20 protein-coding genes and 1 other annotated feature are annotated in these 24,707 nt (G+C 66.6%); of the genes, 7 read left to right on the top strand and 13 right to left on the bottom strand.

The features are described 5' to 3' along the window. Nucleotides 1-38: 38 nt before the first annotated feature. The 6 genes from C8J24_RS13275 to C8J24_RS13250 form a co-directional block, all read right to left on the bottom strand. Nucleotides 39-638, bottom strand: coding sequence for an ATP-binding cassette domain-containing protein (locus tag C8J24_RS13275; RefSeq protein ID WP_107933082.1), 600 nt, complete (start codon nt 636-638; stop codon nt 39-41). Further along, entirely contained in the window at nt 628-1,332 is a 705-nt protein-coding gene (modB, locus tag C8J24_RS13270; RefSeq protein ID WP_107933080.1) for a molybdate ABC transporter permease subunit, read from the bottom strand. The genes C8J24_RS13275 and modB overlap by 11 nt, the downstream gene beginning before the upstream one ends. After that, nucleotides 1,333-2,094 (bottom strand): molybdate ABC transporter substrate-binding protein, encoded by a 762-nt coding sequence (gene modA / locus C8J24_RS13265; protein ID WP_107934202.1) that lies wholly within the window; start codon nt 2,092-2,094, stop codon nt 1,333-1,335. A gap of 75 nt (nt 2,095-2,169) precedes the next feature. Beyond that, nucleotides 2,170-5,568, bottom strand: a complete 3,399-nt coding sequence (locus C8J24_RS13260) for a trifunctional glycoside hydrolase family 18/polysaccharide deacetylase/glycosyltransferase family 2 protein (RefSeq protein ID WP_107933078.1) — start codon at nt 5,566-5,568, stop codon at nt 2,170-2,172. Nucleotides 5,569-5,677: 109 nt separating this feature from the next. Continuing rightward, complete coding sequence (lepA, locus tag C8J24_RS13255) at nt 5,678-7,501, bottom strand: translation elongation factor 4 (protein ID WP_107933076.1); 1,824 nt, start codon at nt 7,499-7,501, stop codon at nt 5,678-5,680. Nucleotides 7,502-7,572: 71 nt separating this feature from the next. Continuing rightward, on the bottom strand, nt 7,573-9,789 hold the full coding sequence (locus C8J24_RS13250) for a ribonuclease R family protein (protein WP_107933074.1): 2,217 nt from the start codon (nt 9,787-9,789) through the stop codon (nt 7,573-7,575). Between the two features lie 131 nt (nt 9,790-9,920). On the opposite strand from C8J24_RS13250, the gene C8J24_RS13245 reads away from it, so the two are divergent. Beyond that, nucleotides 9,921-10,190 (top strand): hypothetical protein, encoded by a 270-nt coding sequence (locus tag C8J24_RS13245; RefSeq protein ID WP_031439915.1) that lies wholly within the window; start codon nt 9,921-9,923, stop codon nt 10,188-10,190. 22 nt (nt 10,191-10,212) lie between these two features. Here the strand turns inward: C8J24_RS13245 and C8J24_RS13240 are convergent, their stop codons facing one another. Genes C8J24_RS13240 through C8J24_RS13230 form a run of 3 tightly spaced genes read right to left on the bottom strand, consistent with a single transcriptional unit; the run spans nt 10,213 to nt 13,576 of the window. Beyond that, the gene (locus C8J24_RS13240) at nt 10,213-10,779 is read right to left on the bottom strand and encodes a DNA-3-methyladenine glycosylase I (RefSeq protein WP_277352412.1); all 567 of its coding nucleotides are present in this window, start codon (nt 10,777-10,779) and stop codon (nt 10,213-10,215) included. Then, on the bottom strand, nt 10,776-11,762 hold the full coding sequence (locus tag C8J24_RS13235) for a polysaccharide deacetylase family protein (RefSeq protein ID WP_107933070.1): 987 nt from the start codon (nt 11,760-11,762) through the stop codon (nt 10,776-10,778). The genes C8J24_RS13240 and C8J24_RS13235 overlap by 4 nt, the downstream gene beginning before the upstream one ends. Further along, nucleotides 11,759-13,576, bottom strand: coding sequence for a histidine kinase dimerization/phospho-acceptor domain-containing protein (locus tag C8J24_RS13230; protein WP_244180714.1), 1,818 nt, complete (start codon nt 13,574-13,576; stop codon nt 11,759-11,761). Before C8J24_RS13230 ends, C8J24_RS13235 begins: the two co-directional genes overlap by 4 nt. 195 nt (nt 13,577-13,771) lie before the next feature. On the opposite strand from C8J24_RS13230, the gene C8J24_RS13225 reads away from it, so the two are divergent. Continuing rightward, entirely contained in the window at nt 13,772-14,239 is a 468-nt protein-coding gene (locus tag C8J24_RS13225; RefSeq protein ID WP_031393257.1) for an Lrp/AsnC family transcriptional regulator, read from the top strand. A 100-nt stretch (nt 14,240-14,339) separates the two neighbouring features. On the opposite strand, the gene C8J24_RS13220 is transcribed toward C8J24_RS13225, so the two are convergent. Next, nucleotides 14,340-15,632, bottom strand: coding sequence for a hypothetical protein (locus tag C8J24_RS13220; protein ID WP_031439911.1), 1,293 nt, complete (start codon nt 15,630-15,632; stop codon nt 14,340-14,342). A gap of 163 nt (nt 15,633-15,795) precedes the next feature. On the opposite strand from C8J24_RS13220, the gene yaaA reads away from it, so the two are divergent. The 4 genes from yaaA (at nt 15,796) to C8J24_RS13200 (ending at nt 20,554) form a co-directional block, all read left to right on the top strand. After that, nucleotides 15,796-16,545 (top strand): peroxide stress protein YaaA, encoded by a 750-nt coding sequence (gene yaaA, locus C8J24_RS13215; RefSeq protein ID WP_107933068.1) that lies wholly within the window; start codon nt 15,796-15,798, stop codon nt 16,543-16,545. Continuing rightward, on the top strand, nt 16,542-17,228 hold the full coding sequence (locus C8J24_RS13210; protein WP_107934198.1) for an SDR family NAD(P)-dependent oxidoreductase: 687 nt from the start codon (nt 16,542-16,544) through the stop codon (nt 17,226-17,228). Before yaaA ends, C8J24_RS13210 begins: the two co-directional genes overlap by 4 nt. A 198-nt stretch (nt 17,229-17,426) precedes the next feature. Beyond that, nucleotides 17,427-20,207 carry a DNA gyrase subunit A gene (gyrA, locus tag C8J24_RS13205; protein WP_107933066.1) on the top strand — a complete coding sequence of 927 codons (2,781 nt, stop codon included), beginning with the start codon at nt 17,427-17,429 and terminating at the stop codon, nt 20,205-20,207. Further along, on the top strand, nt 20,204-20,554 hold the full coding sequence (locus tag C8J24_RS13200) for a DUF952 domain-containing protein (protein ID WP_031439907.1): 351 nt from the start codon (nt 20,204-20,206) through the stop codon (nt 20,552-20,554). Before gyrA ends, C8J24_RS13200 begins: the two co-directional genes overlap by 4 nt. A gap of 99 nt (nt 20,555-20,653) precedes the next feature. Here the strand turns inward: C8J24_RS13200 and C8J24_RS13195 are convergent, their stop codons facing one another. Further along, nucleotides 20,654-22,135, bottom strand: coding sequence for a SulP family inorganic anion transporter (locus tag C8J24_RS13195; protein ID WP_107933064.1), 1,482 nt, complete (start codon nt 22,133-22,135; stop codon nt 20,654-20,656). Between the two features lie 71 nt (nt 22,136-22,206). Continuing rightward, nucleotides 22,207-22,262, bottom strand: a sequence feature (sul1 is cis-regulatory element that is thought to sense ions involved in sulfur or methionine metabolism; They are found in Alphaproteobacteria). Nucleotides 22,263-22,433: 171 nt separating this feature from the next. Next, complete coding sequence (locus tag C8J24_RS13190) at nt 22,434-22,865, bottom strand: DUF488 domain-containing protein (RefSeq protein WP_107933062.1); 432 nt, start codon at nt 22,863-22,865, stop codon at nt 22,434-22,436. A 58-nt stretch (nt 22,866-22,923) separates the two neighbouring features. On the opposite strand from C8J24_RS13190, the gene trmFO reads away from it, so the two are divergent. Next, entirely contained in the window at nt 22,924-24,291 is a 1,368-nt protein-coding gene (gene trmFO / locus C8J24_RS13185; RefSeq protein ID WP_107934196.1) for a methylenetetrahydrofolate--tRNA-(uracil(54)-C(5))-methyltransferase (FADH(2)-oxidizing) TrmFO, read from the top strand. Here the strand turns inward: trmFO and C8J24_RS13180 are convergent. Then, the gene (locus tag C8J24_RS13180) at nt 24,227-24,706 is read right to left on the bottom strand and encodes an EF-hand domain-containing protein (protein WP_107933060.1); all 480 of its coding nucleotides are present in this window, start codon (nt 24,704-24,706) and stop codon (nt 24,227-24,229) included. The genes trmFO and C8J24_RS13180 overlap by 65 nt on opposite strands. Nucleotide 24,707 lies beyond the last annotated feature (1 nt).

Raw genomic sequence — 24,707 nt, 5'->3', positions numbered from 1 at the left:
TCCGGGTTTTCCCGGGCCGCCCTTTTTTCATGCCTGCGCTACATCCGTACGACGCGGGTGCCGATCCGTGCGGCCTCGTCGGGGTCGTGGGTCACCATCAGGATCGGCAGGCGCATCGCGTCGCGCAGATGCTCGATCGCGCGGACGATCTCCTCGCGGCGCGGTCGGTCGAGCGACGCCAGCGGCTCGTCGAGCAGCAGGAAGCGCGGGTTGCTGAGCAACGCACGTCCGATCGCCACGCGCTGCGCTTCGCCCCCCGATAGCGACCGCGGCCAGCGGTCGAGCAGATGCGCGATCCCCAGGAAGCCGATCCGCTCCTCGAACCCCGACGTGTCGCGGCCGGCGCCGTAAAGCAGGTTAGCGCGCACCTTCAGATGCGGGAAAAGCCGCGCCTCCTGAAATACATAGCCCGCACGGCGGTGTTCCGGTGGCAGGTTGACACCCTCCCCGAACAGCGTGACGCCATCGACGACGATGCGTCCTTGGTCGGGCGTAAGCAGCCCGGCGACCATCTTCAGGATGCTGGTCTTGCCGACGCCGGACGGTCCGAACAGCACCGTCGCGCCGTCGCCCGCCGCCAGCGTCAGCGCGACCTCGGCATCGCCCAGTCGCTTGCGGACGTCGATCTCAAAGGACATGCAGCCCCCTGCCCGCGCGCCGCGTCAGGAGTTCGGACGCGACCAGCGCGATCAGTGACAGCGCGACGGAAATCGCCGACAGCCGCCACACCAGCATCTCCGCGCCCGGCTGCTGAAGTGCGGAATAGATCGCCAAGGGCAGCGTCTGCGTCTCGCCTGGCACGTTGGAGACGAAGGTGATCGTCGCCCCGAACTCGCCGATCGATCGCGCAAAGCCCAGCACCGCGCCCGCGAGCACGCCCGGTACGCTCAGCGGCAGCGTGACCGTCCAGAACACCCGCCACGGCCCCGCGCCCAGCGTCCGCGCCGCACTTTCAAGCCGTGCATCGACCGCCTCGATCGACAGCCGCATCGCGCGTACCATCAGCGGCAGCGCCATGACCCCAGCCGCGATTGCCGCACCAGTCCAGCGGAACAACACGCTGACCCCGAACCACGACTGCAGCCACCCGCCAACCGGTCCGTTCGGCGCAAAGGCGAGCAGCAGCAGCCACCCCGTCACGACCGGCGGCACGACGAGCGGCAAGTGGATCACCGCATCGACGAGGATCCGCCCGGGAAACCGCACGCGCGCCAGCAGCCAGGCGAAGCCGAACGCGATCGGCAATGTGATCAGCATGGCGACGGCGCCGACCCTCAGCGACAGACCGACGATCCCCCATTCCGCCGGTGTCAGGACGAACCCATCCGCCACTCAGCGCGCCGAAAAGCCGTAACGCACGAAGATCGCCTTGCCCTGACGTGACGTCAGGAAACGGCGGAACGCCTCGGCCTCCGGATTGCGCGACGTCGTCAGCCGGGCGATCGGATAGGTGATCGCCGGATGCGTCGATGCGGGAAACACGCCCGCAATCCTGACGCGCGTCGATGCCTTGGCATCGGTCGCATAGACGATCCCCAAAGGTGCAGCGCCGCGTTCGACGAGCGCCAACGTCGCCCGGACGTTTTCGGCGCGCACGACGCGCGGCGCGACCTGTTTCCACACGCCGAGCGCCTCCAGCGCCTCCTGGCCGTACCGCCCCGCGGGGACGGGCGTATCCGCCATCGCGAGTGGCCCCGCGGTCAGCACCCGCGCCAGCGCTGCAGGCGGGCGTGACGGGATCCGCACCGTCGTCCCTGCCGCCGCCGCGACGACCAGCCGGTTTCCCAGGAACGTCACGCGCGACGCAGGGACAATCAGGCGGCGCTTCGCCAGCTCATTCATCCAGTCCTCATCCGCGGACACGAACAGGTCCGCTGTCGCGCCGGCCTCGACCTGCCGTGCCAGCGCCGACGAGGCCGCGAACGAGATCGTCGGGCGCACATGCCCCTTCGCCGCCCACGCATCGGCGGCCGCGGTCATCGATTCCTGCAGGCTCGCCGCTGCCAGCACGAGCGGTGCCGCGCGCTGTGCAGCGTCAGCGCCCGTCGCGACGCCGCCGACGGCCAGCATGGCGAGCAATACCGGATACTTCATCATGTCCCCTCGGGCCCGCCAATCACCACGGCGCTATAGTATGCCGCCCGCTGAACGCCACAACCGACGTCGGGTTCATTCTGCCCCGGAGGGCGCCGTCACGCGCCCCGTCCGGGCCAGCTTGCCCCAGCCGACCATCGGCCCCCGCAAAGCCTGGGCGAGCGCCTTGAGCACGACATAGTACATGACCTGGCGATAGCCGATCCGCTGCGGAATCAGCAGCCAGAGCAGCCTCCACCGCTCGCGCCGCTCGAGTGCGAACGCGATCGTCGCCGCGAGCAGGTCGATCGCGGTGAAGACCAGCCAATAGGTCAGCATGGTCTGCAGATCATGGCTGCTCTGTGCCCAGCCATGCGCCGACACCGCGACGTAGGTCGTCGCGACACTGACGAGCAGCGCGAGGTCGATGATCGGCGAGATCGCCGCCAGCAGGATCTGGAAAATGATCGCCTGGGGCAGCCCGACCCAGCCAAGCCCGCGCGGCTGGCTGCGGCCGATCGCCGACCGGTGCTTCCACAGGCACTGGAGCGTCCCGAACGCCCAGCGGAACCGCTGCTTGGCAAGCGCGCGCAGCGTCTCGGGGGCTTCGGTCCAGGCGATCGCGAACTGGTCATACTGGACCGTCCACCCTGCGCGCTGGATCGCGATCGTCAGATCCTGATCCTCGGCCAGCGTATCGTCGGGATAGCCGCCGACCGCGCGAATTGCCGCCAGTCGCCACGCGCCGACCGCGCCCGGCACGACCGTCATCGCGTTCAGCCGCGCGAGCGCGCGCCGTTCGAGGTTCTGGGCGGTGATATATTCGAGCGCTTGCCAGCGGGTGATCAGATTGACCCGGTTGCCGACCTTCGCATTGCCCGCAACCGCCCCCAGCGCCGGGTCGTCGAACCACCGCGCCAGCCGCGCGATCGTCAGCGGCTCGAACTGCGTATCGGCGTCGAGCGCGATCACGATATCGCCCCGCGCCGCGGCCAGCCCGCGGTTCAGCGCCCGCGCCTTGCCGCCGTTCGCCAGAGTCATGAGCCGCACCCGCGCGTCGCCGGCAAAGGCGGTGGCGACGGCCTGGCTCGTGCCATCGCTCGACCCGTCATCGATCACAATCACCTCGACCACGACGTCGGTCGAGGCCAGCACGCCCTCGACCGCGCGGACGATCACGCGTTCCTCATTGAACGCCGGGATCATCACCGTGACGAATCGAGCCGGATCGATCGCCGGGAACACCGTCCGCAATTCGCGCCGTGCCTGGATCAGCGCCAGCGCCGACAGCGCGAGCGCGCGAAGGATGCCGATCGTGATCGCGATCCCGAAGATCCAGCGCAGGCCGATTACCAGTCCACCCAGCGTGCTGAACAGCGCAAGATCCGCGACCGCCGCGACCCGGTCGCTCGACGATATCACCGGCATCGCCGCATCGCGCGTCAGCCCGGCCAGCGCGGAGACGGGCACGAAATGATAGCCCATCGCCTGCAATCGATCGATGATCACCGGCAGCGCCGCGACGGTCTGCGCACGGTTGCCACCCGCATCGTGCAGCAGGATGATGTTGGCGCTGCGTTCGGGCGATCCTTCCACGACCTGTGCGATCGTGCGGTCGATGATCGCCGCGGTGCCCGGACGCTTCCAGTCGTCGGGATCGACGTGCAGGCCGACCGATACATAGCCGCGCTGCTGCGCCTCGAGTGCCGGCTTGATCTCGTCCGCGGTGCTCGGCTCGGCATCGCCGAAATAGGGCGCGCGGAACAGGCGGAGCGATCGCCCAGTGAACGCCTGGAACAGCCGTTGCGTCGTGTTGAGCTCGAACCCGACCTGGCGCCCCGATACCGTCGCCAGATTGGGGTGCGTATAGGTGTGGCTGCCGACCTCATGCCCTTCGGCCACCATACGTTCGAGCAGGCTCCGCTGCGTCAGCGCATTCTCGCCCACCACGAAGAACGTCGCCGGCACGTGCTTGCGCTTGAGGATATCCAGGATCTGCGACGTCCATTCGGCGTCCGGCCCATCGTCGAAAGTGAGCGCCAGCGCCCGCGGGCTGTAGCCCGTCCGCTGGACGACGTAGGGCGAGGGCATGCGCGTGAAGCGGACGTCCGCGATCGTTCCGTCGGCAGCCGCGACCGTATCACGCAGCCCGGACACCGGCGTCGACCCGATCTTCAGGATCTCGCCATTGCCCTCGATATCGACATTCGTCCCGGCCGGGGTCGTATTGATCGCGCGCGGATCGGGCAATCGGCGATGGTTGCGCCCGAAGATCGACCAGAGCGCCGGATCCTCCGACCCAAGCCGCCACAGCGCGAAGCTTTGCACCCCCGCTTTTTGAAGAAAAGCCAGTTCGTTGTACGCGCTGGCCGCATCGAGCAGCCAGACCTGATGCCGGGTCCCGCCATCGGCATAGGCGAAGCTGCTGGTGCCGCTGCCCTTGTCGAACGTCGGGACGGTGCCCGAATCGGCCGCCGCCTGCCACGCCTCCTCGACGCCCAGCGCATCGCCGCCACGGTCATGCCAGTCATAGGCGTAGGATCCGAACGCGACGACCAGCTTTGAGGGGGCGACGCCGCGCGCGGCATTCGCGACCGACCGCGCGAACCAGCGCTGCGATGCGATTGGCCCGGCCGGGCCGCTCGTCTCGTGCTCGTCATAGGCCATCAGGAAGATCTTGTCGGTCACGCGCGCATAGGCATGCATGTTCCAGTCGGCATTCCCGACCGGCGCCGCGATCGCGACGACCCAGCCGCGCGGTGCGAACCGCGCCTTCGCCTCGGCAAGGAACAGGCGGTAGTTCGCCTGCGCCCCCGCGGGCAGGCTCTCGAAATCGAAGAAGGCGCCGCCTGCATGGTTCGCCGCGAGGAACGGGACCAGCCGATCGAGAAAGGCGCGCCGGGCGCTCGCATCCGCAAACAGCGCGGCGCTGCCCGCGCCGTCCCAGTCGCCATCCTTGGCGTTCTGAACCATGGGCAGGATCACCGGGCGGTGGATCGCGCGATTGAGCACCGCGCGGCCCGCGACATCGCGGAACATAGTGATCCGGTGGTCGGCCCCGGTCACCGACACCCAGCCGGGAATGACCCAGTCGAGTTGTTCGACATGCCGGGTAAGGCTCGCCACGCTCGATTCGTCCCAGGGCACGTGGAAGGCGATGGCCAGCCGCGGATTGGTCGCGCGCGGTGCCTGTCCGACGCCCCCCTTCGCACCCGCCTTGCCGGCGCCCGCGGTGGGGCCACCGAACAGCGCCTTGCCGTAATAATCGATGCTGCGCTGCGCCCGGCCGATCACGCCGCTATGCGGTGCCGGAAGACGGTGGAGGCCGGGATGCTCGGGCTCGAACGGCAGCAACGGTGCCGACGGGACCGCGCCGATCGACACGGCGAACACCGCGACCGACAATAAGACGAGCGCGACGAACGCGATGACACCCAGTGCGAAACGACGACGACGCCGACCGCTAGCGTCGTAGAAAACAGGATGCAGTGCCATGACCAACGCTATCCGACCCCAGGATCGCGGGCCATGCACCACCATTCATGCCCGCGACCGATCGGGACGATGACAAATCCGTCACGTCAGCCTGAAAGAGAACATCCGATCAGGAGTCGTCGCCCATCCGCAGCGCAGCGATGAATGCCTCCTGCGGGATACTGACCGACCCATATTCGCGCATCTTCAGCTTACCCTTCTTCTGCTTTTCCAGAAGCTTCTTCTTGCGGCTCGCGTCGCCGCCATAGCATTTGGCGGTCACGTCCTTGCGCATCGCGCTGATCGTCTCGCGTGCGATCACCTTGCCGCCGATCGCTGCCTGGATCGGGATCTTGAACAGGTGACGCGGGATCAGGTCCTTCAGCCGCTCGACCATCCCGCGGCCGCGCACCTCGGCGGTGCCGCGGTGGACGATCATGCTCAGCGCATCGACCGGCTCCTCGTTGACCAGGATACCCATCTTGACGAGATCACCCTCGCGATAGCCGATCTGGTGATAGTCGAAGCTCGCATAGCCCTTCGACATCGACTTCAGCCGATCGTAAAAGTCGAACACGACTTCGTTGAGCGGCAGCTCGTAGGTCGCCTGCGCGCGGCCGCCGACATAGGTCAGGTTCTTCTGAATGCCGCGGCGGTCCTGGCAGAGCTTGAGGACGCTGCCGAGATATTCGTCGGGGACGTAGATTGTCGCCTCGATCCACGGCTCACTGATCGTTGCGATCTTGTTCGGCTCGGGCATGTCGGCGGGGTTGTGCAACTCGATATGCGTCGTGCCCGCGGGATCGGGGTGCGTCAGCTCGATCTCGTAGACCACCGACGGCGCGGTGGTGATGAGGTCAAGGTCATACTCACGCGTCAGGCGCTCCTGGATGATCTCCAGATGGAGCAGCCCGAGGAACCCGCAGCGGAAACCGAAGCCCAGCGCCGCCGACGTCTCCATCTCGAACGAGAAGCTCGCATCGTTGAGGCGCAGCTTGCTGATGCTTTCGCGCAGCTTCTCGAACTCCGCGGCATCGACCGGAAACATGCCGCAGAACACCACCGGCTGGACTTCCTTGAAGCCCGCCAGCGCTTCCAGCGCAGGCCGCTTCGCATCGGTGATCGTGTCGCCGACGCGAGTCTGTGCGACCTCTTTGATCTGCGCGGTGATGAAGCCCATCTCGCCCGTGCCGAGTTCGGTCAGCTGCTCGATCTTCGGGCGGAAACACCCGACCCGGTCGACCAGATGCATCGTGCCGGTCTGCATGAACTTGATCTGCTGGCCCTTCTTCAGGACGCCGTCGATCACGCGGACGAGGATGACGACGCCGAGATACGGATCGTACCAGCTGTCGACCAGCATGGCCTTCAGCGGTGCCTCCGGATCGCCCTTGGGCGGCGGGATCTTGGTGACGATCGCCTCGAGGATGTCCTCGATCCCGATTCCCGACTTCGCCGACGCCAGCACCGCCTCCGACGCGTCGATGCCGATCACGTCCTCGATTTCCTTGCGGACCTTTTCGGGCTCGGCGGCGGGCAGGTCGATCTTGTTGATGACCGGCACGATCTCGTGATTATGCTCGATCGACTGATAGACATTGGCCAAGGTCTGCGCCTCGACGCCCTGCGCCGCGTCGACGACCAGCAGCGCGCCCTCGCAAGCGGCCAGACTGCGGCTCACCTCATAGGCGAAGTCGACATGCCCCGGCGTGTCCATCAGGTTCAGGACATAGTCGAGGCCGTCCTTCGCATTGTAGGCCAGGCGCACGGTCTGCGCCTTGATCGTGATCCCGCGCTCCTTCTCGATGTCCATGTTGTCGAGCACCTGCTCGGACATTTCGCGCGCGGTCAGACCGCCGGTTTGCTGGATCAGTCGATCGGCGAGCGTCGACTTGCCATGGTCGATATGCGCGATGATGGAGAAGTTGCGGATGCGGGACAATTCGGTCGTCATGCGCGCGCCGTTAGCACCTCGCCGGGCTTATGCCAAAGCTTCCGCATCATCCGTGGCAACAGGGATCACAATCAGCGTCGCTTTCCCTGGTGCCGGATGTTCGCCGGACGCCCGCGCCGCTTGATCTCGCGGCCCGGCTTGCGCGCGCGTGCCGGTCCCGCGGCCCCCTTCCCCTCGGGCATTTCGAACCGCAACGCGCCCGATACCGGGTTCGCCTCGGCGAGCTTGAGGTCGAGCATCTGCCCCTGCGCATAGACGTCGCCGCTGTCTTCGCCGACCAGCGTCCGCGCCGCCTCGTCGAAACGGAAATACTCGCCGCCAAGGTCGCGCACCGGCATCAGCCCGTCGCCGCCGATTCCCTCGACGGTCGCGAAGAATCCGAAATTGGTGACGCCGGTGATCCGCACTTCCATGATCTGGCCGACGCGTTCGGAGAGGAACGAGGCGACATAGCGGTCGATCGTGTCGCGCTCGGCCTCCATCGCGCGGCGTTCGAGCCGGCTGATCGTCTCGCCGATCGCCTCCATCCCGGCTGCATCCTCGGCAGGCAGACCGCCTGCCCCCAGGCCATAGGCCGCGACGAGCGATCGATGCACGATCAGATCGGCATAACGGCGGATCGGCGAGGTGAAATGCGCATAGCTGCCGAGCCCCAACCCGAAATGCCCATGATTTGCGGGGCTGTAATAGGCCTGGGTCTGCGTGCGCAGCACCTGCTCCATCACCTGCGGCCGGAAATCGGCGTCACCGATCCGCTCGAGCACATGGTTGAACGTCGCTGGCCGGATGACCTGCCCCAGCGCGAACGGCACCCCGAACGTCTCGAGATAATCCTTCAGCGCCATCAGCTTCTCGCGGCTCGGCGGCTCGTGGTCGCGGTACATCACCGGCGCCTTCTTGCCCTCGAGCGCCTTGGCCGCGGCAACGTTCGCCGCGATCATGTAATCCTCGATCAGCCGGTGCGCATCGAGCCGCTCGCGCGGTGCGACCGACATGATCCGCCCCTTCTCGTCGAGCACCACCCGCCGCTCGGGCAAATCAAGGTCGAGCGGCGCTCGTGCATCGCGGGCCTTTGCCAGCGACGCCCAGCATCCCCAGAGCGGCTTCAGCACCGTCTCGGTCATGTCGAGCGCCAGCGTCCCGTCGATAGCGGCCTGCGCCTCCTCATAAGCCAAGTTCGCCGCAATCCGCACCACGGCGCGGGTGAAACGCCACGACTTGAGCGACCCGTCCTTGCCGATCACCAAATGACAGGCGAGCGCGGCCCGATCCTCGCCCTCCTTCAGCGAACAGACGTTCGCCGACAGGATCTCGGGCAGCATCGGCACGACGCGGTCGGGGAAATAGACCGAATTCCCGCGACGTCGCGCCTCGCGGTCGATTTCGGACTTGGGCTGCACGTAGAAGCTGACATCGGCGATCGCGACGATCGCCTTCCAGCCGCCGGCATTCGCCGGATCCTCGTCCGCCTTCGCCCAGACCGCGTCGTCATGATCGCGCGCATCCTCCGGATCGATCGCGACGATCGGCAGGTGGCGCAGATCCTCACGGTCGTCGCCGAGCGGGAGCTGCGCGACGCGCTTGGCCTCGTCGATCGCCTCGACCGCGAACACGTCGGGGATGCCGTGCTTGTGGATCGCGATCAGCGAGAAGCTGCGCGCCGCAAACGGGTCGCCCAGCTTGTTGACGACCCGCGCGGCGATCCGCGGCGGCTTGCCCGCCAGTTCGGCCAGCACCAGATCGCCCGGCGCGGCGCCGCCGGCATCGGCGACCGCGAACTCACGCCGCTCACGCTTGTCGACGCCGGTCAGCCACAACCGCCCCGCCTCCTCGCGCAGCACGCCCAGCACCTGTTCGGACGCGGGCGCGAGCACCTTCATCGGATGCGCGGTCCAGCCATTGCCGGCCTCCTCGGTCCGCGCGAGGATCCGCTCGCCGACCCCCAGCGCACCGCGCTTGCGTTCGCGCACGCGCAGCCGCGGCGGTGGCACGCCCTCGGCCTCCCAGCGCTCGGGGACCGCCCAGACATTGCCCGCATCGTCGACATCGGCGATCCGCAGCACGGTAACCTTGGGCACGCCGCCCATCTTGTGGAACGCGCGGCCGGGGGCGCTGTCGATCAGCCCCTCGTCCGCCATGTCCTTCAGCAACGCCTTCAGTCCGATCTTGTCCTGCGCGCTCAGGCCGAAGCCCTTGGCGATCTCGCGTTTACCCGCTGGGACGTCCGATGACGCGATGAAGTCCAGGATCTGCTGGCGGGTCGGAAGACCGGCTTTCGGTTTGTACATCCCCACCAGATAGGGTGCGTTGGGCGATGCGTCACCCGTTACCGGCAAGCCTTTGCAACACAGCGAAAATCAATCCTTGCGCCTGAACCTCATGAGCATATCATCACCGGATAAACATAAGGAGAGAGACAGTGACGACGCCGCTACGGCTCGAAGCCGATCCCGAGGACAAGAACCTCGTCATCCTGCAAAGCCTGATCTGCCTGTTACGCGAGAAGAACATCCTGTCGCGCGCCGATATCGAGGAGCTTTGCGCCACGGTTCAACGCCGCGCCGCCGAACCGGCCAGCGACCCGATGCCTTGCCAGAACGGCGCAGTGCGCGAAGCGGCGATCGAGGTCGCGCATATCGGCGACTATATCGGCCGTCGCTATGGCGGAAAGCACCGGCGCGCGTTCTGACCACGCGCCGACCTGCCCCGTCCTAGCCGCCGAGCTCGGCGCGTCGGAAACACGTGGTTTCGTGATCGTTGACGATGCCGACCGCCTGCATCCAGGCATAGACGATCGTCGGACCGACGAACTTGAACCCGCGACTCTTGAGATCGGCCGCGATTTGGGCCGATAGCGGCGATTGCGTCACAAGCTTGGCACCGTCGCCGATCAGCACCTTGCCATCGGTAAACGACCAGCAATAGGTCGCGAAATCAAGCCCCGCATCGCGCATCGCGAGGACCGCGCGCGCGCCGCCGATCGTCGACTCGATCTTGGCCCGCGACCGGATGATGCCGGCGTTCCCCATCAGCCGGGCGATGTCCGCCTCGTCGAAGCGCGCGACCTGTTCCGGGTCGAACCCGGCAAAGGCGGCGCGAAACGCCTCGCGCTTGCGCAACACGGTGATCCAGGCAAGTCCCGCCTGGAAGCCGTCGAGCATGAGCTTTTCCCAGAGCGCGCGTCCGTCGCGTTCGGGAACGCCCCAGTCGGTGTCGTGATAGGCGCACATCAGCGGATCATGCCCCGCCCAGCGACAGCGCGAAGGGGACGTCGTCACAGGGCATTCTCCAGGATTTCGTCAAGCGACGCATTGCGCACGCCAAGCCGGTCGAGCCGGGTCAGCATCGCCGACCACCAGTCATGGAACGTGCGCAGATCGGTGGCGTCGCGGACATAGGGCGTATTGCCGGGGACGAGCGACGGCGAATGGAACGCGAAGTTGAGCAGTTCGACGCCCTCGCCCACCGCGATCGTCACCGCCTCCAGCGCGGCGCCGATCGGCATGTCCTCTGGCGTCAAAGCAACCCGAGACAACAGGCCCAGTCGCGACGCGACACCGCGCGCATAGGGCACTCGCCCCAGCGCGCGGTACAGTCCCGCGCCGCCACCACGCAGCGCGCCGACATACAACGTCGACAACGGCACGCTGAGGAGCGCGCCCCGGCGGCAGGGACGCGGGTCGCTCGCCGAAAAGTCGGGCCCGCCCTCGGCTGAATAGTCATAGCCGGGCCGGACCGAGCTATCGAGGCGATAGCCGAGCGCCGTGAGTGTCGCGAACGTGTCCGGGCCAACCCCGTAGCGACCGGCGCGATACGCGCGCGGGCGTCGACCGAACGCCGTGGCGATCGCATCGGTGAGAGAGCGGAGCTTCGCGGCTTCGAGGCCTTGGGGAAGATTGCCCGCAAAGCTCATCGCCGGCGTCAGCGGCTCACCAAAGGGCGGGTTGACCCAGGGGTGCAACTGCGCGCCGATCTCCGACCGGCCATCGGCAACGACGTCGCGCAGGATCTCGACGGCGGCGGGATCGTCGACGATCGGATAATCGACCAGACAGGTCAGCGCGACGCCCTGCTCGCGGAACCGCGCATGCGCCTCGGGGAATGCCGCCATCGCACTCGTCGAATGTCGCGTACGCTCGAATGGCGCGGTCCAGTCGAACTGCTCCTCGACATCGACGAACAGCGTGTAGCGCGGTCCAAAACCCGGCCGCCAGACGATGGGCTCCGGCGGTGAAACCAGCCTGTACCGCGCGTCGTTCACCGAAACCGGTCGAGAACGCGCTCCATCCGTTCGGCCGCGACGGCAGGTAGCGTGAGGATGATATGTTCGGACTCGAACGCCATGTGCCCACCCAGTTCGACCGCAAAATTCTGCGCAAGCCGCAGCGCAAATCCGGTGCCCAGCAACGGGGCGCCATCGCACTCGTGACCGCGGTCGTTGTCGATGCTCAGCAGGATGTTCGTGTCGTGCACCGCCATCGCGCGAGGCCGATCGAAGCGCAGCGCCACCGTATCGCCGCAGCACAGGACCGCGACCATCAGCATCTCGTCCGCGCTGCAGGCCGATACGAGGGTCGCCAGCAGGCGCCCCACCAGCCGTTCGACCGCGAGGTCGTCACCGGCGATGTCGCAATGGGCCGCCGACGGATCGATGACGACCTGGGCGCCGCGCAACGCCGCCAGCGGCGCGAGGTCACGCACCACGCCATCGAGCAACGGCAGGACCGGCACGATCGTCGGGCGCAGCTCGAGCGCATCGCCTTCGATCCGTGCCGCGGTATCCAGATCCTCGATCGCGGCCAGCAGTTCGGACGCCTGGCTCCGGATCATCGCCGCGCGCTCGCGATAGGTTGCCGGGACCGGGCCGAGCAATTCGGTCTCGATCAGTTCGGCGAAGCCCGCAATCGCATTGGTCGGCGTGCGCAGCTCGTGCACGAGTTGCCGCAGCGAATCGGAAACCGGCGACTTGGGCGCGGCCAACGGCTCCCCGAGCGACGCGACCTCGTCGCGGCGCGGCCGGCGCGCGGTGCCGCGAAACCCGGTAAACCGCCCCGATGCGGGATCGAAGGCCGGGACACCCGAAATACGCCATGCACCGGCAGCGCTCGACAAACCACCGATCTGGAGCCGCGCCGCATCGAAAGCGGAGCGCCGCCGGTAGGCGCCTGCCGCGACTCCGTCGATCTGAACCTCACCCTGAACGGCGGCATAGGCCAGCGAGGCGCCAACCAGCGCCGTGCGCGACACGCCGTCGACCCAGCGGATCACGCCCGTCGGATCGGTTTCGTAGCGGAAGCTGTCAGCAACCTCCGCGGCAAAGTCCGTCGCGTCAGGCACGATCCGGTCGCGATTGAACGCGTCGATCCGCTTGACGAGGTCGGAAATCTCGAACCGCTCAGGCTTCGCGACGGGCTCGGGCGCGGCGTCGATCGCCGGTACCGCCGCGTGACGCAGCGCTTCGGCCACGACCGGCAGACCGCGCGCGATCGCGCCGAGCGTGACAAAGGCCGACGCGGTGTGCGGCATGGTCGGACAGGACGGCGATTCCGCTGGAGCCTCGACGACCGGTGCGGGCACGGCGTCATCGGCCGGAGGCTCCGCCTGCCCGCCGGGGTTGATTGCGGGAGCAACGTCGGACGGCGCCGGATGATGCGCGAGGACGAAATCAGTCGATCCGAAACTCTCAAGACCGCGACAGACGGGGTCGGGCAGATCTTTCCGATGCCGCAGAACGGATCGACCCGCCGGGGTCAGCTGAGGCAGCAGAGCAAGCCAGTCATCCGCAGGCAGCATCGCGGTCCGCAACACGGGGGCGGCGATCGCCAAGGTGTCTTCGGCAAAGAACCTTACCAGTGCGACATCGGGCTTCGCGAACGCCAGCGCGCGTGCACTTGCCGCGCGAACCGTGTCCGGGACCAGCTTGCGCAGCGCCTGCAACCGGGCCAGCGACTCAGCATCGGCCGGGCTACGCCCGCGTCCGATCAGGTCGACCATCTGACGCCACGCCGATTGAGCACCGAAATCCGTGGCCATGTCGGCAGATAGCACGGTCTTCAGGCTGTCGTCGAAGCGCACGGAGTTCCCCGAATGGACGCTGCACCGCCTGCGTCATCAAGGTGTCATACCCTGAGGCGGCCTTGGAAGGAACAACAGAATTGGCATGCATGGTTATGCCGTGGCGATGTGGGACAATTGCGTTTCGCCGCAACAATCTTATCGCTATGGAGGGTCGATCGCCGTGTTTGACGCGTTTCATGGGAGTTACACGTAATGAGTTTTGACCGGATCGATCGTCAGATCCTGTCGCTTCTGCAGGCCGACGGTCGGATGACCAATGTCGACCTAGCAGACCAGGTCGGGCTGACCGCGCCGCCATGCCTGCGCCGCGTCCGAGCGCTGGAAGAAGCGGGCGCGATCCGCGGCTATCATGCCGACCTCGACGCCGGCCGCCTTGGCTTCCCGATCACCGTCTTCGCGATGGTCAGTTTGCGCAGCCAGGCCGAGCACGACCTTGCCGCGTTCGAAACGCACATCGCCGACATCCCCGAGATCCGCGAGTGCCACATGCTCAACGGCGAGATCGACTTCATCCTGAAGATCGTCGCCGCCGACCTGAAGAGCTTCCAGGAAATCCTGACCACGCACCTGACCCCCGCCCCCAATGTCGCCAGCGTGAAGACCTCGCTGACGATCCGCACCGCCAAGGCGCTGTCCGGCATTCCCGTCACGCTCGACTAGGCTCAAGCTCAACGCCGCATCCGCGGCGCCCCCTCCGACGCGGGGCACAAAAAAAGGGGACGGCATCGCTGCCGCCCCCTTTCCCATTCCTGCCACCCGCTCAGGCGGCGGGAGCGTTCATCCAGGCCGTCCAGAGCTGCGCCGTCTCCAGACGCGGCGTGGTCTTCACCGCTGCGAACGAGGTCGCGGCACCAGCCTTGTCGCCCGACTTCGCCTGCGCAATGCCGAGATGCAGGTTGACGTCGTCGGCATTCACGCCGCCCTTGCTGAGCGCGAGGCGATAGAGTTCGATCGCCTTGGCGTAATTGTCCTGACCCAGATAGGCGTCAGCGGTGCCGGCAGCCAGCTTGCCATCGGCGTTGCTCGCAGCCTTCTTCTCGAGCCCGGACAGGGGGCCGTCGTTGCGGATCGCCGTGCCGGTATCCGCCAACAGGGTCTTCGCCATGGTGTTGGTCGCAGGGATCTTGCCCGCAGCCATGCCTTCCTTGAGCACGGCCTGCGCTTCGCTCGGCAGACCGCGACGGTTCACGCTGTCGGCATATTCCAGATAGTCGTTCTGATCGGCGAGCGACTTGGTCTGGCGCATCAGCCGGAACAGGTCGATCTTCTGCGTCTCGTCGAGCGTGACGACGCCGTTCTGCTGAAGGCCGAACGTCACGATCACGTCGCGCCACGTCTTGGGCGACGGATAGGCGACCGCGTATTTCTGCAGCCAGGCAAAGGTCTCGGGCTTCAGCTTGGCGGCGTTGGCCTTGCTGATCGCATAGCGATAGAAATCCTCGGGTGCCTTCTGACCGGCCGCGGTCGATGCCGTCACCGACGCGTCGAGATCGGCGAGGCCGCTCTTCACGTCGCCGCTTTCCATCTTCGCCTTGACGATCTGGAGGTCGAGGTTGGGATCGGTGAAGCCGAGCGCCTTGGCCTTCTGGAAATACTGGATCGCGACCGGATACTGCTTGCCGTTGAACGCGAGCGCGCCGCGACGATAGGTGTAGCGCCCGCGCATGTCGGCAGGCGTGCTCGGATTGGCGATCAGCACGTCGAGCGGCCCCGCCAGGACCGTCTCGTTGATCGGAGCATTGGGGTTGGCGGCCTGTGCGGCGGCCAGCTTCTGCTGTTCCAGATCATAGCGCAGCGCGGCGCCGATATATTTGTCGTCGTCGGTCTTCGCGGCTGCGTCGATCTGCGCGAGCGCGGGCTCTGCGGTGGCGAAATCCTTCGCGGCGATTGCGGGCTGTGCGACCTGCGCGGCCTTCAGGACCTCGGGGCTCAGCTTGAGACCGCCCTTGGCCTCTTCCTTCTTGTCCTTGGCCATGGCCGGAACGCTTAGTGCCATGCCGCTCACCCCGGTGGCGAGCACCGCGGCCAGTGCGAGTTTCGAAATGGTCTTCATGCGGGAACTCTCCTCGTGCGTATCTGCGACTTGGCGCGACGCTATATGGGTGTGGCCGATTGCGTTCAAGCAAGCAGCGGGAATCAGGTTGAAGACACGCCTTATGTGTCCCGCGCACTGAACGCCGATTGAACGCGCCGGGTTGCACGGCTAGGTGACCCGCATGATCGCCGTCCTCTCGCCCGCCAAGACGCTCGACTATGAGACCGCCCTGCCCCCCGTCACCCCCACCCGGCCGCGGTTCGCCGACGAGGCGACGACGCTCGCGCATGCGGCGGCGCATCTGACGCAGAAGCGGCTGAGCGAGCTGATGCACATCTCTCCGGCGCTCGCGAAGCTTAATGCCGACCGGTTCGGCGATTTCGACACGCTGCCCGAACGCCCTGCGATGTTTGCGTTCGCGGGTGACGTCTATACCGGACTCGACGCGAAGACGCTCGACGAGGCGGCGGTGGACTATGCGCAGGATCATCTGCGCATGCTGTCGGGTCTTTACGGCCTGCTCCGTCCGCTCGACGCGATGCGCCCCTATCGGCTCGAAATGGGGACGCGCTGGGCACCCCGTCAGAAGAAGCTGACCGACTGGTGGCGCGACCGGATCGCAAAGCTTCTGGCCGAAGACGTGGCGGCCGAAGGCTCCGAGACGATCCTTAATCTCGCCAGCCAGGAATATTGGGCGGCAGCCGATGGCAAGCTGCCCGCCGGGATCCGCGTCGTCGCGTTCGATTTTCGCGAGGGGGAGGCCCAGAAATTCGTCAGCTCCCACGCCAAGAAGGCACGCGGGATGGCGGCGCGCTGGATGCTCGAGCACCGCATCGACGATATCGAGGGGATGAAGGGCTTCGACACCGACGGCTATGCCTATGACGCGGCTGCCAGCACCGACGCGCAGTGGCGGTTCGTGCGCCGATGAGCAGCGCGGTCGTCATCGGCGCCTCGGGCGGGATCGGCAAGGCGCTGGAAGAGGCGCTGCGCGACGAGGGCACGTTCGATGCCGTCCACGGCTTCTCGCGATCGGCCGATGGCGATCGCCATCTGGACCTGGAGGATGAAGCGAGCATCTCTGCTGCGGCGACGAAGATCGGGTCGCCGACGCTCGTGATCGTCGCAACGGGCCTGCTCCATGCGGGCGACAAGGGGCCTGAAAAGGCGATGCGCGATCTCGATCCGGTGTGGATGGCGCGCAACTTCGCGATCAACGCGATCGGTCCCGCTTTGGTCGCCAAGCATTTCCTGCCGACGATGCCCAAGACGGGGCGGATCGTGTTCGCAGTCCTCTCGGCGCGGGTCGGCAGCATCGGCGACAACAAGCTCGGCGGCTGGTACGGCTATCGCGCGTCGAAGGCGGCGCTCAACCAGCTCGTCCGGACGATCGCGATCGAGGACAAGCGGCGCAACTCGAGCGGCATCGTCGTCGGGCTTCATCCGGGTACGGTCGACACCGGTCTGTCGCAGCCGTTCCAGGGCAATGTGACGCCCGGCACGCTGTTCAAGCCGGACCGGGCGGCGGTCCAGCTGCTCGACGTGATCGACGGCCTCCGCGCGCCCGACAGCGGGAAGCTGTTCGCCTGGGACGGGGTCGAGATTACCCCCTGACCCGGGCCTTCGCCCGCCCCAAGGTCCGTCACCCCGGCGAAAGCTGGCATGGCGCATCGCGCCGACAACCCACAACCACCCGCAAATACCGATGAAACCTCTCCTCTCCCCGCGCGTACGCGTGCGCGGGGGTAGTAAGGTGGTCCCCCCTCGGCTAAGGTGTGTCATCGTACCGAAACAAGCCGAAAGCCTTCAGATTTGACCGACGAGACCATGCTCGCCGAACCCACCGGCGGCGAGCCAGCCGGCATTGCCACCATCTCGATCGTCGACGAGATGAAGTCGAGCTATCTCGACTATGCGATGAGCGTAATCGTCGCGCGCGCGCTCCCCGACGTCCGCGACGGCCTGAAACCCGTTCATCGCCGCATCCTTTACGGCGCGCACGAGAGCGGCTTCGTCGCGGGCAAGCCCTATCGCAAGTCGGCGCGTATCGTCGGTGACGTGATGGGTAAATATCACCCGCACGGCGATAGCTCGATCTACGACGCGTTGGCCCGCATGACCCAGGACTGGTCGATGCGCGTGCCGCTGATCGACGGTCAGGGCAACTTCGGCTCGATGGACCCTGATCCGCCCGCAGCGATGCGCTACACCGAGGCCCGCCTTGGCAAGGTCGCTAATGCGCTGCTCGGCGATCTCGACAAGGATACCGTTGATTTCACGCCCAACTATGACGGCTCGGAGCGCGAGCCGTCGGTGCTGCCGGCGCGCTTCCCCAATTTGCTCGTCAACGGCGCAGGCGGCATCGCGGTCGGCATGGCGACCAACATCCCGCCGCACAATCTCGGCGAAGTGATCGCCGCCTGTCTTGCCTACATGGACAATGGCGCGATCACGACCGAGGAACTGTTCGAGATCGTCCCCGGTCCCGACTTCCCGACCGGCGCGATCATCCTCGGCCGCGCAGGGGCGAAATCCGCCTACGAGACCGGCCGCGGCTCGATCATCGTCCGTTCGCGCCACGTCGTCGAAGAGGGCAAGGGCGATCGCCGCTCAATCGTGCTGACCGAAATCCCGTTCCAGACCGGCAAGAACGGCCTGGTCGAGAAGATCGCCGAAGCCGCCAAGGACAAGCGCATCGAGGGCGTCAGCGACATTCGCGACGAATCGAGCCGCATGGGCGTGCGCATCGTCATCGACCTGAAGCGCGACGCGACCCCCGACGTGGTGCTCAACCAGCTCTGGCGGCACACGCCTGCGCAGTCGAGCTTCCCCGCCAACATGCTCGCGATCCGCGGCGGCCGCCCCGAGCTGCTCAACCTGCGCGACATCATCGGCGCGTTCATCACGTTCCGCGAACAGGTCATCACGCGCCGCTCGAAGTTCGAGCTCGCCAAGGCCCGCGAGCGCGCGCATCTCTTGCTCGGCCTCGTCATTGCCGTCACCAACCTCGACGAAGTCGTCCGCATCATCCGCGGTTCGTCGAGCCCCGCCGAAGCACGCGGCAAGCTGCTTGCGCGCGAATGGCCGGTCGCCGAGATCGCGCCGTACATCGCGCTCGTCGAGGCGGTCGAGGACAAGCAGCAGGAGGGCATCTACAAGCTGTCCGAGCCGCAGGTCCGCGCGATCCTCGATCTGCGTCTCCACCGCCTCACCGCGCTGGGTCGCGACGAGATCGGCGACGAACTGAAGACGCTCGCGGCATCGATCGCCGAACTGCTCCACATCCTCGCCGACCGCGCCAAGCTGTACGAGGTGATGCGCGGCGAGCTGATCGCGATCCGCGACGAATTCGCGACCCCGCGCCGGTCCGAGATCGCCGCTGCCGCGAACGGCATCGACGACGAGGATCTGATCGAGCGCGAGGACATGGTCGTCACCGTGACCATGCAGGGCTATATCAAGCGCACCAGTCTCGACACGTTCCGCGCGCAGGCACGCGGCGGCAAGGGCCGCGCGGGCATGTCGACCAAGGACGAGGATGTCGTCACCGAGCTGTTCGTCACCTCGACGCACACGCCGGTGCTGTTCTTCTCGAACCTCGGCAAGGTCTATCGCTACAAGGTCTGGCGCCTGCCCGAGGGTGGCCCAGCAACCCGTGGGCGCCCGATGATCAATCTGCTGCCGCTGGCGCCGGGCGAGACGATCTCGACCGTTCTTCCGCTGCCCGAGGATCTGAGCGAGTGGAGCCGCCTCCACGTGATGTTCGCGACGCAGCGCGGGCTCGTGCGCCGGAACGCGATGGATGCGTTCACCAACGTGCCGTCGAACGGCAAGATCGCGATGCGCTTCGAAGAGGGTTCGGAGGACAAGCTGATCGGCGTCGCGCTGCTCACCGAGCATGACGACGTCCTGCTCGCGACACGTCTCGGCAAGGCGATCCGCTTTGCCGGCGACGACGTCCGCGAGTTCCAGAGCCGCACCTCGACCGGCGTGCGCGGCGTGACGCTGAAGGGCGACGACGAGGTCATCTCGCTGTCGGTCCTCCACCGCGTCGGCGCAACCCCCGAAGAGCGCGAGACGTACCTCAAATTCGCCCCCTGGAAGGGCGAGCGCGAGGGCGATCACGGGATGGGCGACGAGCGCTACAACGATCTCAAGGATCGCGAGCAGTTCATCCTGACGGTCTGCGAGAACGGCTATGGCAAACTGTCGAGCGCCTACGACTATCGCCGCACGGGCCGCGGTGGTCAGGGCATCACCAACATCGACAATATCGGCCGTAACGGTCCGGTTGTGGCGAGCTTTGCTGCGGCCAAGGGCCATCAGCTGATGCTGGTGACCAACCAGGCCAAGCTGATCCGCACGACGCTTGCATCGCTGCGCGTCATCAGCCGCAACTCGGCGGGCGTGAAGCTGTTCGACGTGGCGAAGGGCGAGCATGTGGTCTCGGCCGCGCGGATCGAGGAGACCGAGGAAGACGCCGAAGTGAACCTGGCCGACGCAACGCCAGAGCTGGCGCCCGACACCGGCGCGACGATCGGCGAGGACACGGCGGCGGGCGATCCGACCGAAGGCCAGGGGGACGGCGAATGAGCCGCGACCCTATCGCCTACAAGGTGCTGACGGGCGAGCAGCTGGCGTCGCTGGAAAGCGGCAGCTTCGCCGGCGCGCCGGTCGATCTGGCCGATGGGTATATTCACCTGTCGACCGCGGCGCAGCTGACCGAGACGGTCGACAAGCATTTCACCGGCCAGTCCGACCTGTACGTCGCCGCAGTCGATCTCGAAGCGATCGGCGACGACGTGACATGGGAAGAGTCGCGCGGCGGCCAGCTCTTCCCGCACATCTATAACGGTCCGCTCCTGCTCGAGACGGTGCTGTCCTACAGCCCGCTCGAACGCGACGATGCTGGCCAGGTGAAGCTTCCCGTAGCTGGCTAAAGCCCTGACCATCCTCCCCCGCCAGGGGGAGGTGGCAGGCAAAGTGTGACGGAGGGGGCGGCAACGACGACCGTCGTTTATCCGCCCCCCGCTACCCGATCACGCCGCCAAATCGCGCATCAACGGCGCATGCCGGTCGACCAGCACCGCACTTGCCTGGTTCAGCCCGACGACCTCGACCACCGCACCTTGCCGCCGCAGCTTGGCAACCACATCGTCGAGCACGCCAACAGCGGTCACGTCCCAGAGATGCGCGCCCGTCAGGTCGATCCGCACATGCTTGGCCTCTTCGCGCAGGTCGAACCGGTCCGCGAAGATATCCGCGCTGGCAAAGAACACCTGCCCCGTCACGCTGTAGATGCGCGTATCGCTCGCCGCGTCGTACTCGACCGTCACGTCCATCATCCGCGTGACCTTCCACGCGAAGAACACGCCGCTCAGCAGCACGCCCACTCCGACGCCGAGCGACAGGTCGTGGGTCGCAACGGTGACGACGACCGTCGCCAGCATCACCACGCTCGACACCTTGGGATGTCGCACCAGATCGCGCAGCGATCCCCAGGAAAAGGTGCTGATCGACACCATGATCATGATCGCGACCAGCGCCGCGACCGGCACCTGCGCGACCCAGGGACGCAACGGCACCATCACCACGAGCAGGAACACGCCGGCGACCATCGTCGAGAGCCGTCCGGTGCCGCCATAGCGGACATTGCCGACCGTCTGGCCGATCATCCCGCACCCGGCAATCCCGCCGAACGCGCCCGCAGCGATGTTGGCGAGCCCAAGCCCGGTGCATTCGCGCGCCTTGGAGCTGCGCGTCTCGGTCATCTCGTCGACGACATTCGCGGTCATCATCGATTCGAGCAACCCAACCGCCGCCATCGCAAGCGCATAGGGAGCCACGATGCGCAGCGTATCCCAGCTGAGCGGCACGTCGGGCAAGCCGAACGATGGCAGCGAATCGGGCAGCCGCCCGAGATCGCCAACTGTCTTCAGCGGCATCGGAAACCACATCGCGATTGCGGTCAGCACGACGATGCAGATGAGCGGCGACGGAATCGCACTTGAGATCCGCGGCACGAGGTAGATGATCGCAAGCCCGCCCGCGATCATCGCATAGGCCTGCCAGCTGACCCCCACCATCTGCGGCACCTGCGCCGAGAAGATCAGGATCGCGAGCGCGTTGACGAAGCCCGCATGGACCGAGCGCGAGACGAAGCGCATCAGCACATCGAGCTTGGCGAGCCCGAACGCGATCTGGAGCATGCCCGCGAGGATCGTCGCGACGAGGAGATATTGCAGCCCGTGCGCATGAACGAGCGCGGCAGCGACCAGCGCGACCGAGCCCGCCGCGCCAGAGATCATCGCGGGGCGCCCGCCCGCAAGGGCGATGACGATGCCGATCACGAACGAGGCGAACAGGCCGACTTCGGGATCGATGCCGGCGACGAAGGAAAAGGCGATAACTTCGGGGATCAGCGCGAAAGTACCCACCATGCCGGCGAGAATGTCACGCCGCGCGGCCGTCGGGCCGCTATACCACTCGGCGCGGTAACGAGAAAAAGCAGAAATTGTCATGGATGTGTCCGCATAGGACGCACGAACCGCGGCGACGCTTTCGGTCGCGGGTGTTCACAATGGCGTCGTTGCGTTGTCCGGCGGATCGGCGGCCGGAATAGCCACCCGGAATTGCACCGGGTCCAAGCGAATGCGGGCCTGCTAGCGGATTGGGTGCTGCATTGCAACACGCCGAGCCGTTGCCCCATTCAAACCCGTCATCCTGACGAAAGTCAGGATCCAGAGCCACGAACGTCGCACGCAGCAACTCTGGATCCTGACTTTCGTCAGGATGACGGAGGGCTGGGATGAGCGGAAATCACGTAAACAGGTCCACCACCTCGGCCCCCTCGCCCACCGCCTGCAACAGCAGGGTCCGGTGGCAATGGCAGGGGTCGCGCTCGTAACACAGCAGCGCGCTCGGCTTCTCCGCTGCGAGGGCGAGCATGATCGCCGCCTGCGCCTGCGCCTCGGGCAATTCGAGCTGTTCGTCATACACCGCGGTCAGTGTCGCGACGTCCCCCTTCTTGGCCGCATCGCGCCCGCGCTTAGGCGTCCCCAGCGCCTTCAGATGCGCATAATCGATCTCGGCTTCGCGCAACGACGCCGCAAGCGATGTCTTCGAGAAGCCCGGCCGACGCGACAGCGGCAGCGCGCGGACGTCGATCACCCGCTCGACCCCGGCCCGCGTCAGCGCCGCGAGAAAGTCCGTCATCGTGGTGGCTTCATAGCCGATCGTGAAGATCTTCATGAGGACGAAGTGGGATTGGACCGCTGACACGGCAAGCGTCCGGCGCTATCTGACGGCCATGACCCACGACATCCATGTTATCGGCGGCGGCCTCGCCGGATCCGAAGCCGCCTGGCAGCTCGCCGAAGCCGGCCTCAAGGTCCGCCTCTCCGAAATGCGCGGCAGCGGCGAAGCCACGCCCGCGCACCAGACCGACGGCCTCGCCGAACTCGTCTGCTCGAACAGTTTTAGATCCGACGATGCGGAGAGCAATGCGGTCGGCCTGCTCCATCAGGAACTCCGCACGCTCGGCTCGCTGATCATGCGTCAGGCGGATATCCACCGCGTCCCCGCCGGCTCCGCGCTCGCGGTCGACCGCGACAATTTCTCGAACAGCGTGACGGAGGCGATCGACCAGCATCCGAACATTACGCTCGTCCGCGAACGCATCGACGCGCTGCCCGACGGCCCGACGATCGTCGCGACCGGCCCGCTCACCGCCGCCTCGCTCGCCGCAGGGATTGGCGCCGAGACCGGCAGCGAGGCACTCGCCTTTTTCGACGCGCTCGCGCCGATCGTCCACCGCGACTCGATCGACATGGAGACGGCGTGGTTCGCCTCGCGCTGGGACAAGGGCGAGGGCAAGGACTACATCAACTGCCCGATGGACAAGGACCAGTATCTCGCCTTCCATCAGGGCCTGGTCGATGGCGAGAAGACGCCGTTCAAAGACTGGGAGAAGGACACGCCCTATTTCGACGGCTGCATGCCGATCGAGGTGATGGCGGAGCGCGGCGTCGACACGCTGCGCTACGGGCCGATGAAGCCCGTCGGGCTCGACAATCCCAAGACCGGGCGCTGGCCTCACGCCGTCGTCCAGCTCCGCCAGGACAATGCGCAGGGCACGCTCTGGAACATCGTCGGCTTCCAGACCAAGCTGAAGCATGCCGATCAGGTCCGGCTGTTCCGGACCATCCCGGGCCTGGAGAATGCCGAGTTCGCCCGGCTGGGTGGTCTGCACCGCAACACCTTCATCCGCTCGCCCGAGCTGCTCGACGCGACGCTGCGGCTGAAATCGCGGCCGAACATCCGCTTCGCCGGGCAGATCACGGGGTGCGAGGGCTATATCGAGAGCTGCGGCATCGGCCTGCTCGCGGGCCGGTTCGCCGCCGCCGAACTGACCGGTCAGACGCTGACGCCGCCGCCCTTTGCGACCGCGCTCGGCGCGTTGCTCGGCCACATCACCGGTGGTGCGGAGGCCGAGACCTATCAGCCGATGAACGTCAATTTCGGGCTGTTCCCGCCGATCCCCGGCCGCACCAAGAAGACCGATCGCAAGCGGATGTACACCGATCGCGGCCGCGCGGCGCTGGCGGCGTGGCTCAACTCTCCTCAGACGACGGCGGAACCGGCGGACAGGCAGCCCGAGACGACGGCTTCCGACTGACCGCGGTGGTGGCAAATTCGGGCGCGGTCATCGCGCCCGATTTGTCCGCATCCGCACCGGCGAATTTGGTCGTCGCCTTGACCGCCCATTCGTCGAACGACAGCCGCCCGTCGCCATCGACGTCGAGCTTCGTATAGGCCTTGCGCCGCGCACCCAGATATTCGTCGCGCGTCACCGCGCCATCGCGGTCTTTGTCGTACCGCTGAAATCGCCGCTGTTCGCGCGTGGCATCGGTCGCGCGCGGTGCCCTACTCGGCAAAGGATCGGTCCCGCCGTCCGCCTGTGCCTGGGTTTGCGCCTGCGCGGTTGGTTGTGGTGCCAGCACTGGCCCGGATCGCACCTTGCCGCCAAAGCCCAGTATCGCCGCACCGATCAGCGCGATCAGCGCCGCGCCGCCCGTCAGGTATCGCCACATC

Origin of the sequence: Sphingomonas aerolata, assembly GCF_003046295.1 — a bacterium.
Classification (GTDB): domain Bacteria; phylum Pseudomonadota; class Alphaproteobacteria; order Sphingomonadales; family Sphingomonadaceae; genus Sphingomonas; species Sphingomonas aerolata.
This window is presented reverse-complemented; position numbering and strand designations above follow the sequence as displayed.

Coding starts and splice junctions, on each gene's coding strand:
- C8J24_RS13250 (WP_107933074.1), bottom strand. CDS start 9,789: ATGTACAAACCGAAAGCCGGTCTTCCGACCCGCCAGCAGATCCTGGAC.
- C8J24_RS13210 (WP_107934198.1), top strand. CDS start 16,542: ATGAGCAGCGCGGTCGTCATCGGCGCCTCGGGCGGGATCGGCAAGGCG.
- C8J24_RS13190 (WP_107933062.1), bottom strand. CDS start 22,865: ATGAAGATCTTCACGATCGGCTATGAAGCCACCACGATGACGGACTTT.
- trmFO (WP_107934196.1), top strand. CDS start 22,924: ATGACCCACGACATCCATGTTATCGGCGGCGGCCTCGCCGGATCCGAA.
- modA (WP_107934202.1), bottom strand. CDS start 2,094: ATGAAGTATCCGGTATTGCTCGCCATGCTGGCCGTCGGCGGCGTCGCG.
- C8J24_RS13225 (WP_031393257.1), top strand. CDS start 13,772: ATGAGTTTTGACCGGATCGATCGTCAGATCCTGTCGCTTCTGCAGGCC.
- yaaA (WP_107933068.1), top strand. CDS start 15,796: ATGATCGCCGTCCTCTCGCCCGCCAAGACGCTCGACTATGAGACCGCC.
- C8J24_RS13180 (WP_107933060.1), bottom strand. CDS start 24,706: ATGTGGCGATACCTGACGGGCGGCGCGGCGCTGATCGCGCTGATCGGT.
- C8J24_RS13220 (WP_031439911.1), bottom strand. CDS start 15,632: ATGAAGACCATTTCGAAACTCGCACTGGCCGCGGTGCTCGCCACCGGG.
- C8J24_RS13275 (WP_107933082.1), bottom strand. CDS start 638: ATGTCCTTTGAGATCGACGTCCGCAAGCGACTGGGCGATGCCGAGGTC.
- C8J24_RS13195 (WP_107933064.1), bottom strand. CDS start 22,135: ATGACAATTTCTGCTTTTTCTCGTTACCGCGCCGAGTGGTATAGCGGC.
- C8J24_RS13200 (WP_031439907.1), top strand. CDS start 20,204: ATGAGCCGCGACCCTATCGCCTACAAGGTGCTGACGGGCGAGCAGCTG.
- C8J24_RS13260 (WP_107933078.1), bottom strand. CDS start 5,568: ATGGCACTGCATCCTGTTTTCTACGACGCTAGCGGTCGGCGTCGTCGT.
- lepA (WP_107933076.1), bottom strand. CDS start 7,501: ATGACGACCGAATTGTCCCGCATCCGCAACTTCTCCATCATCGCGCAT.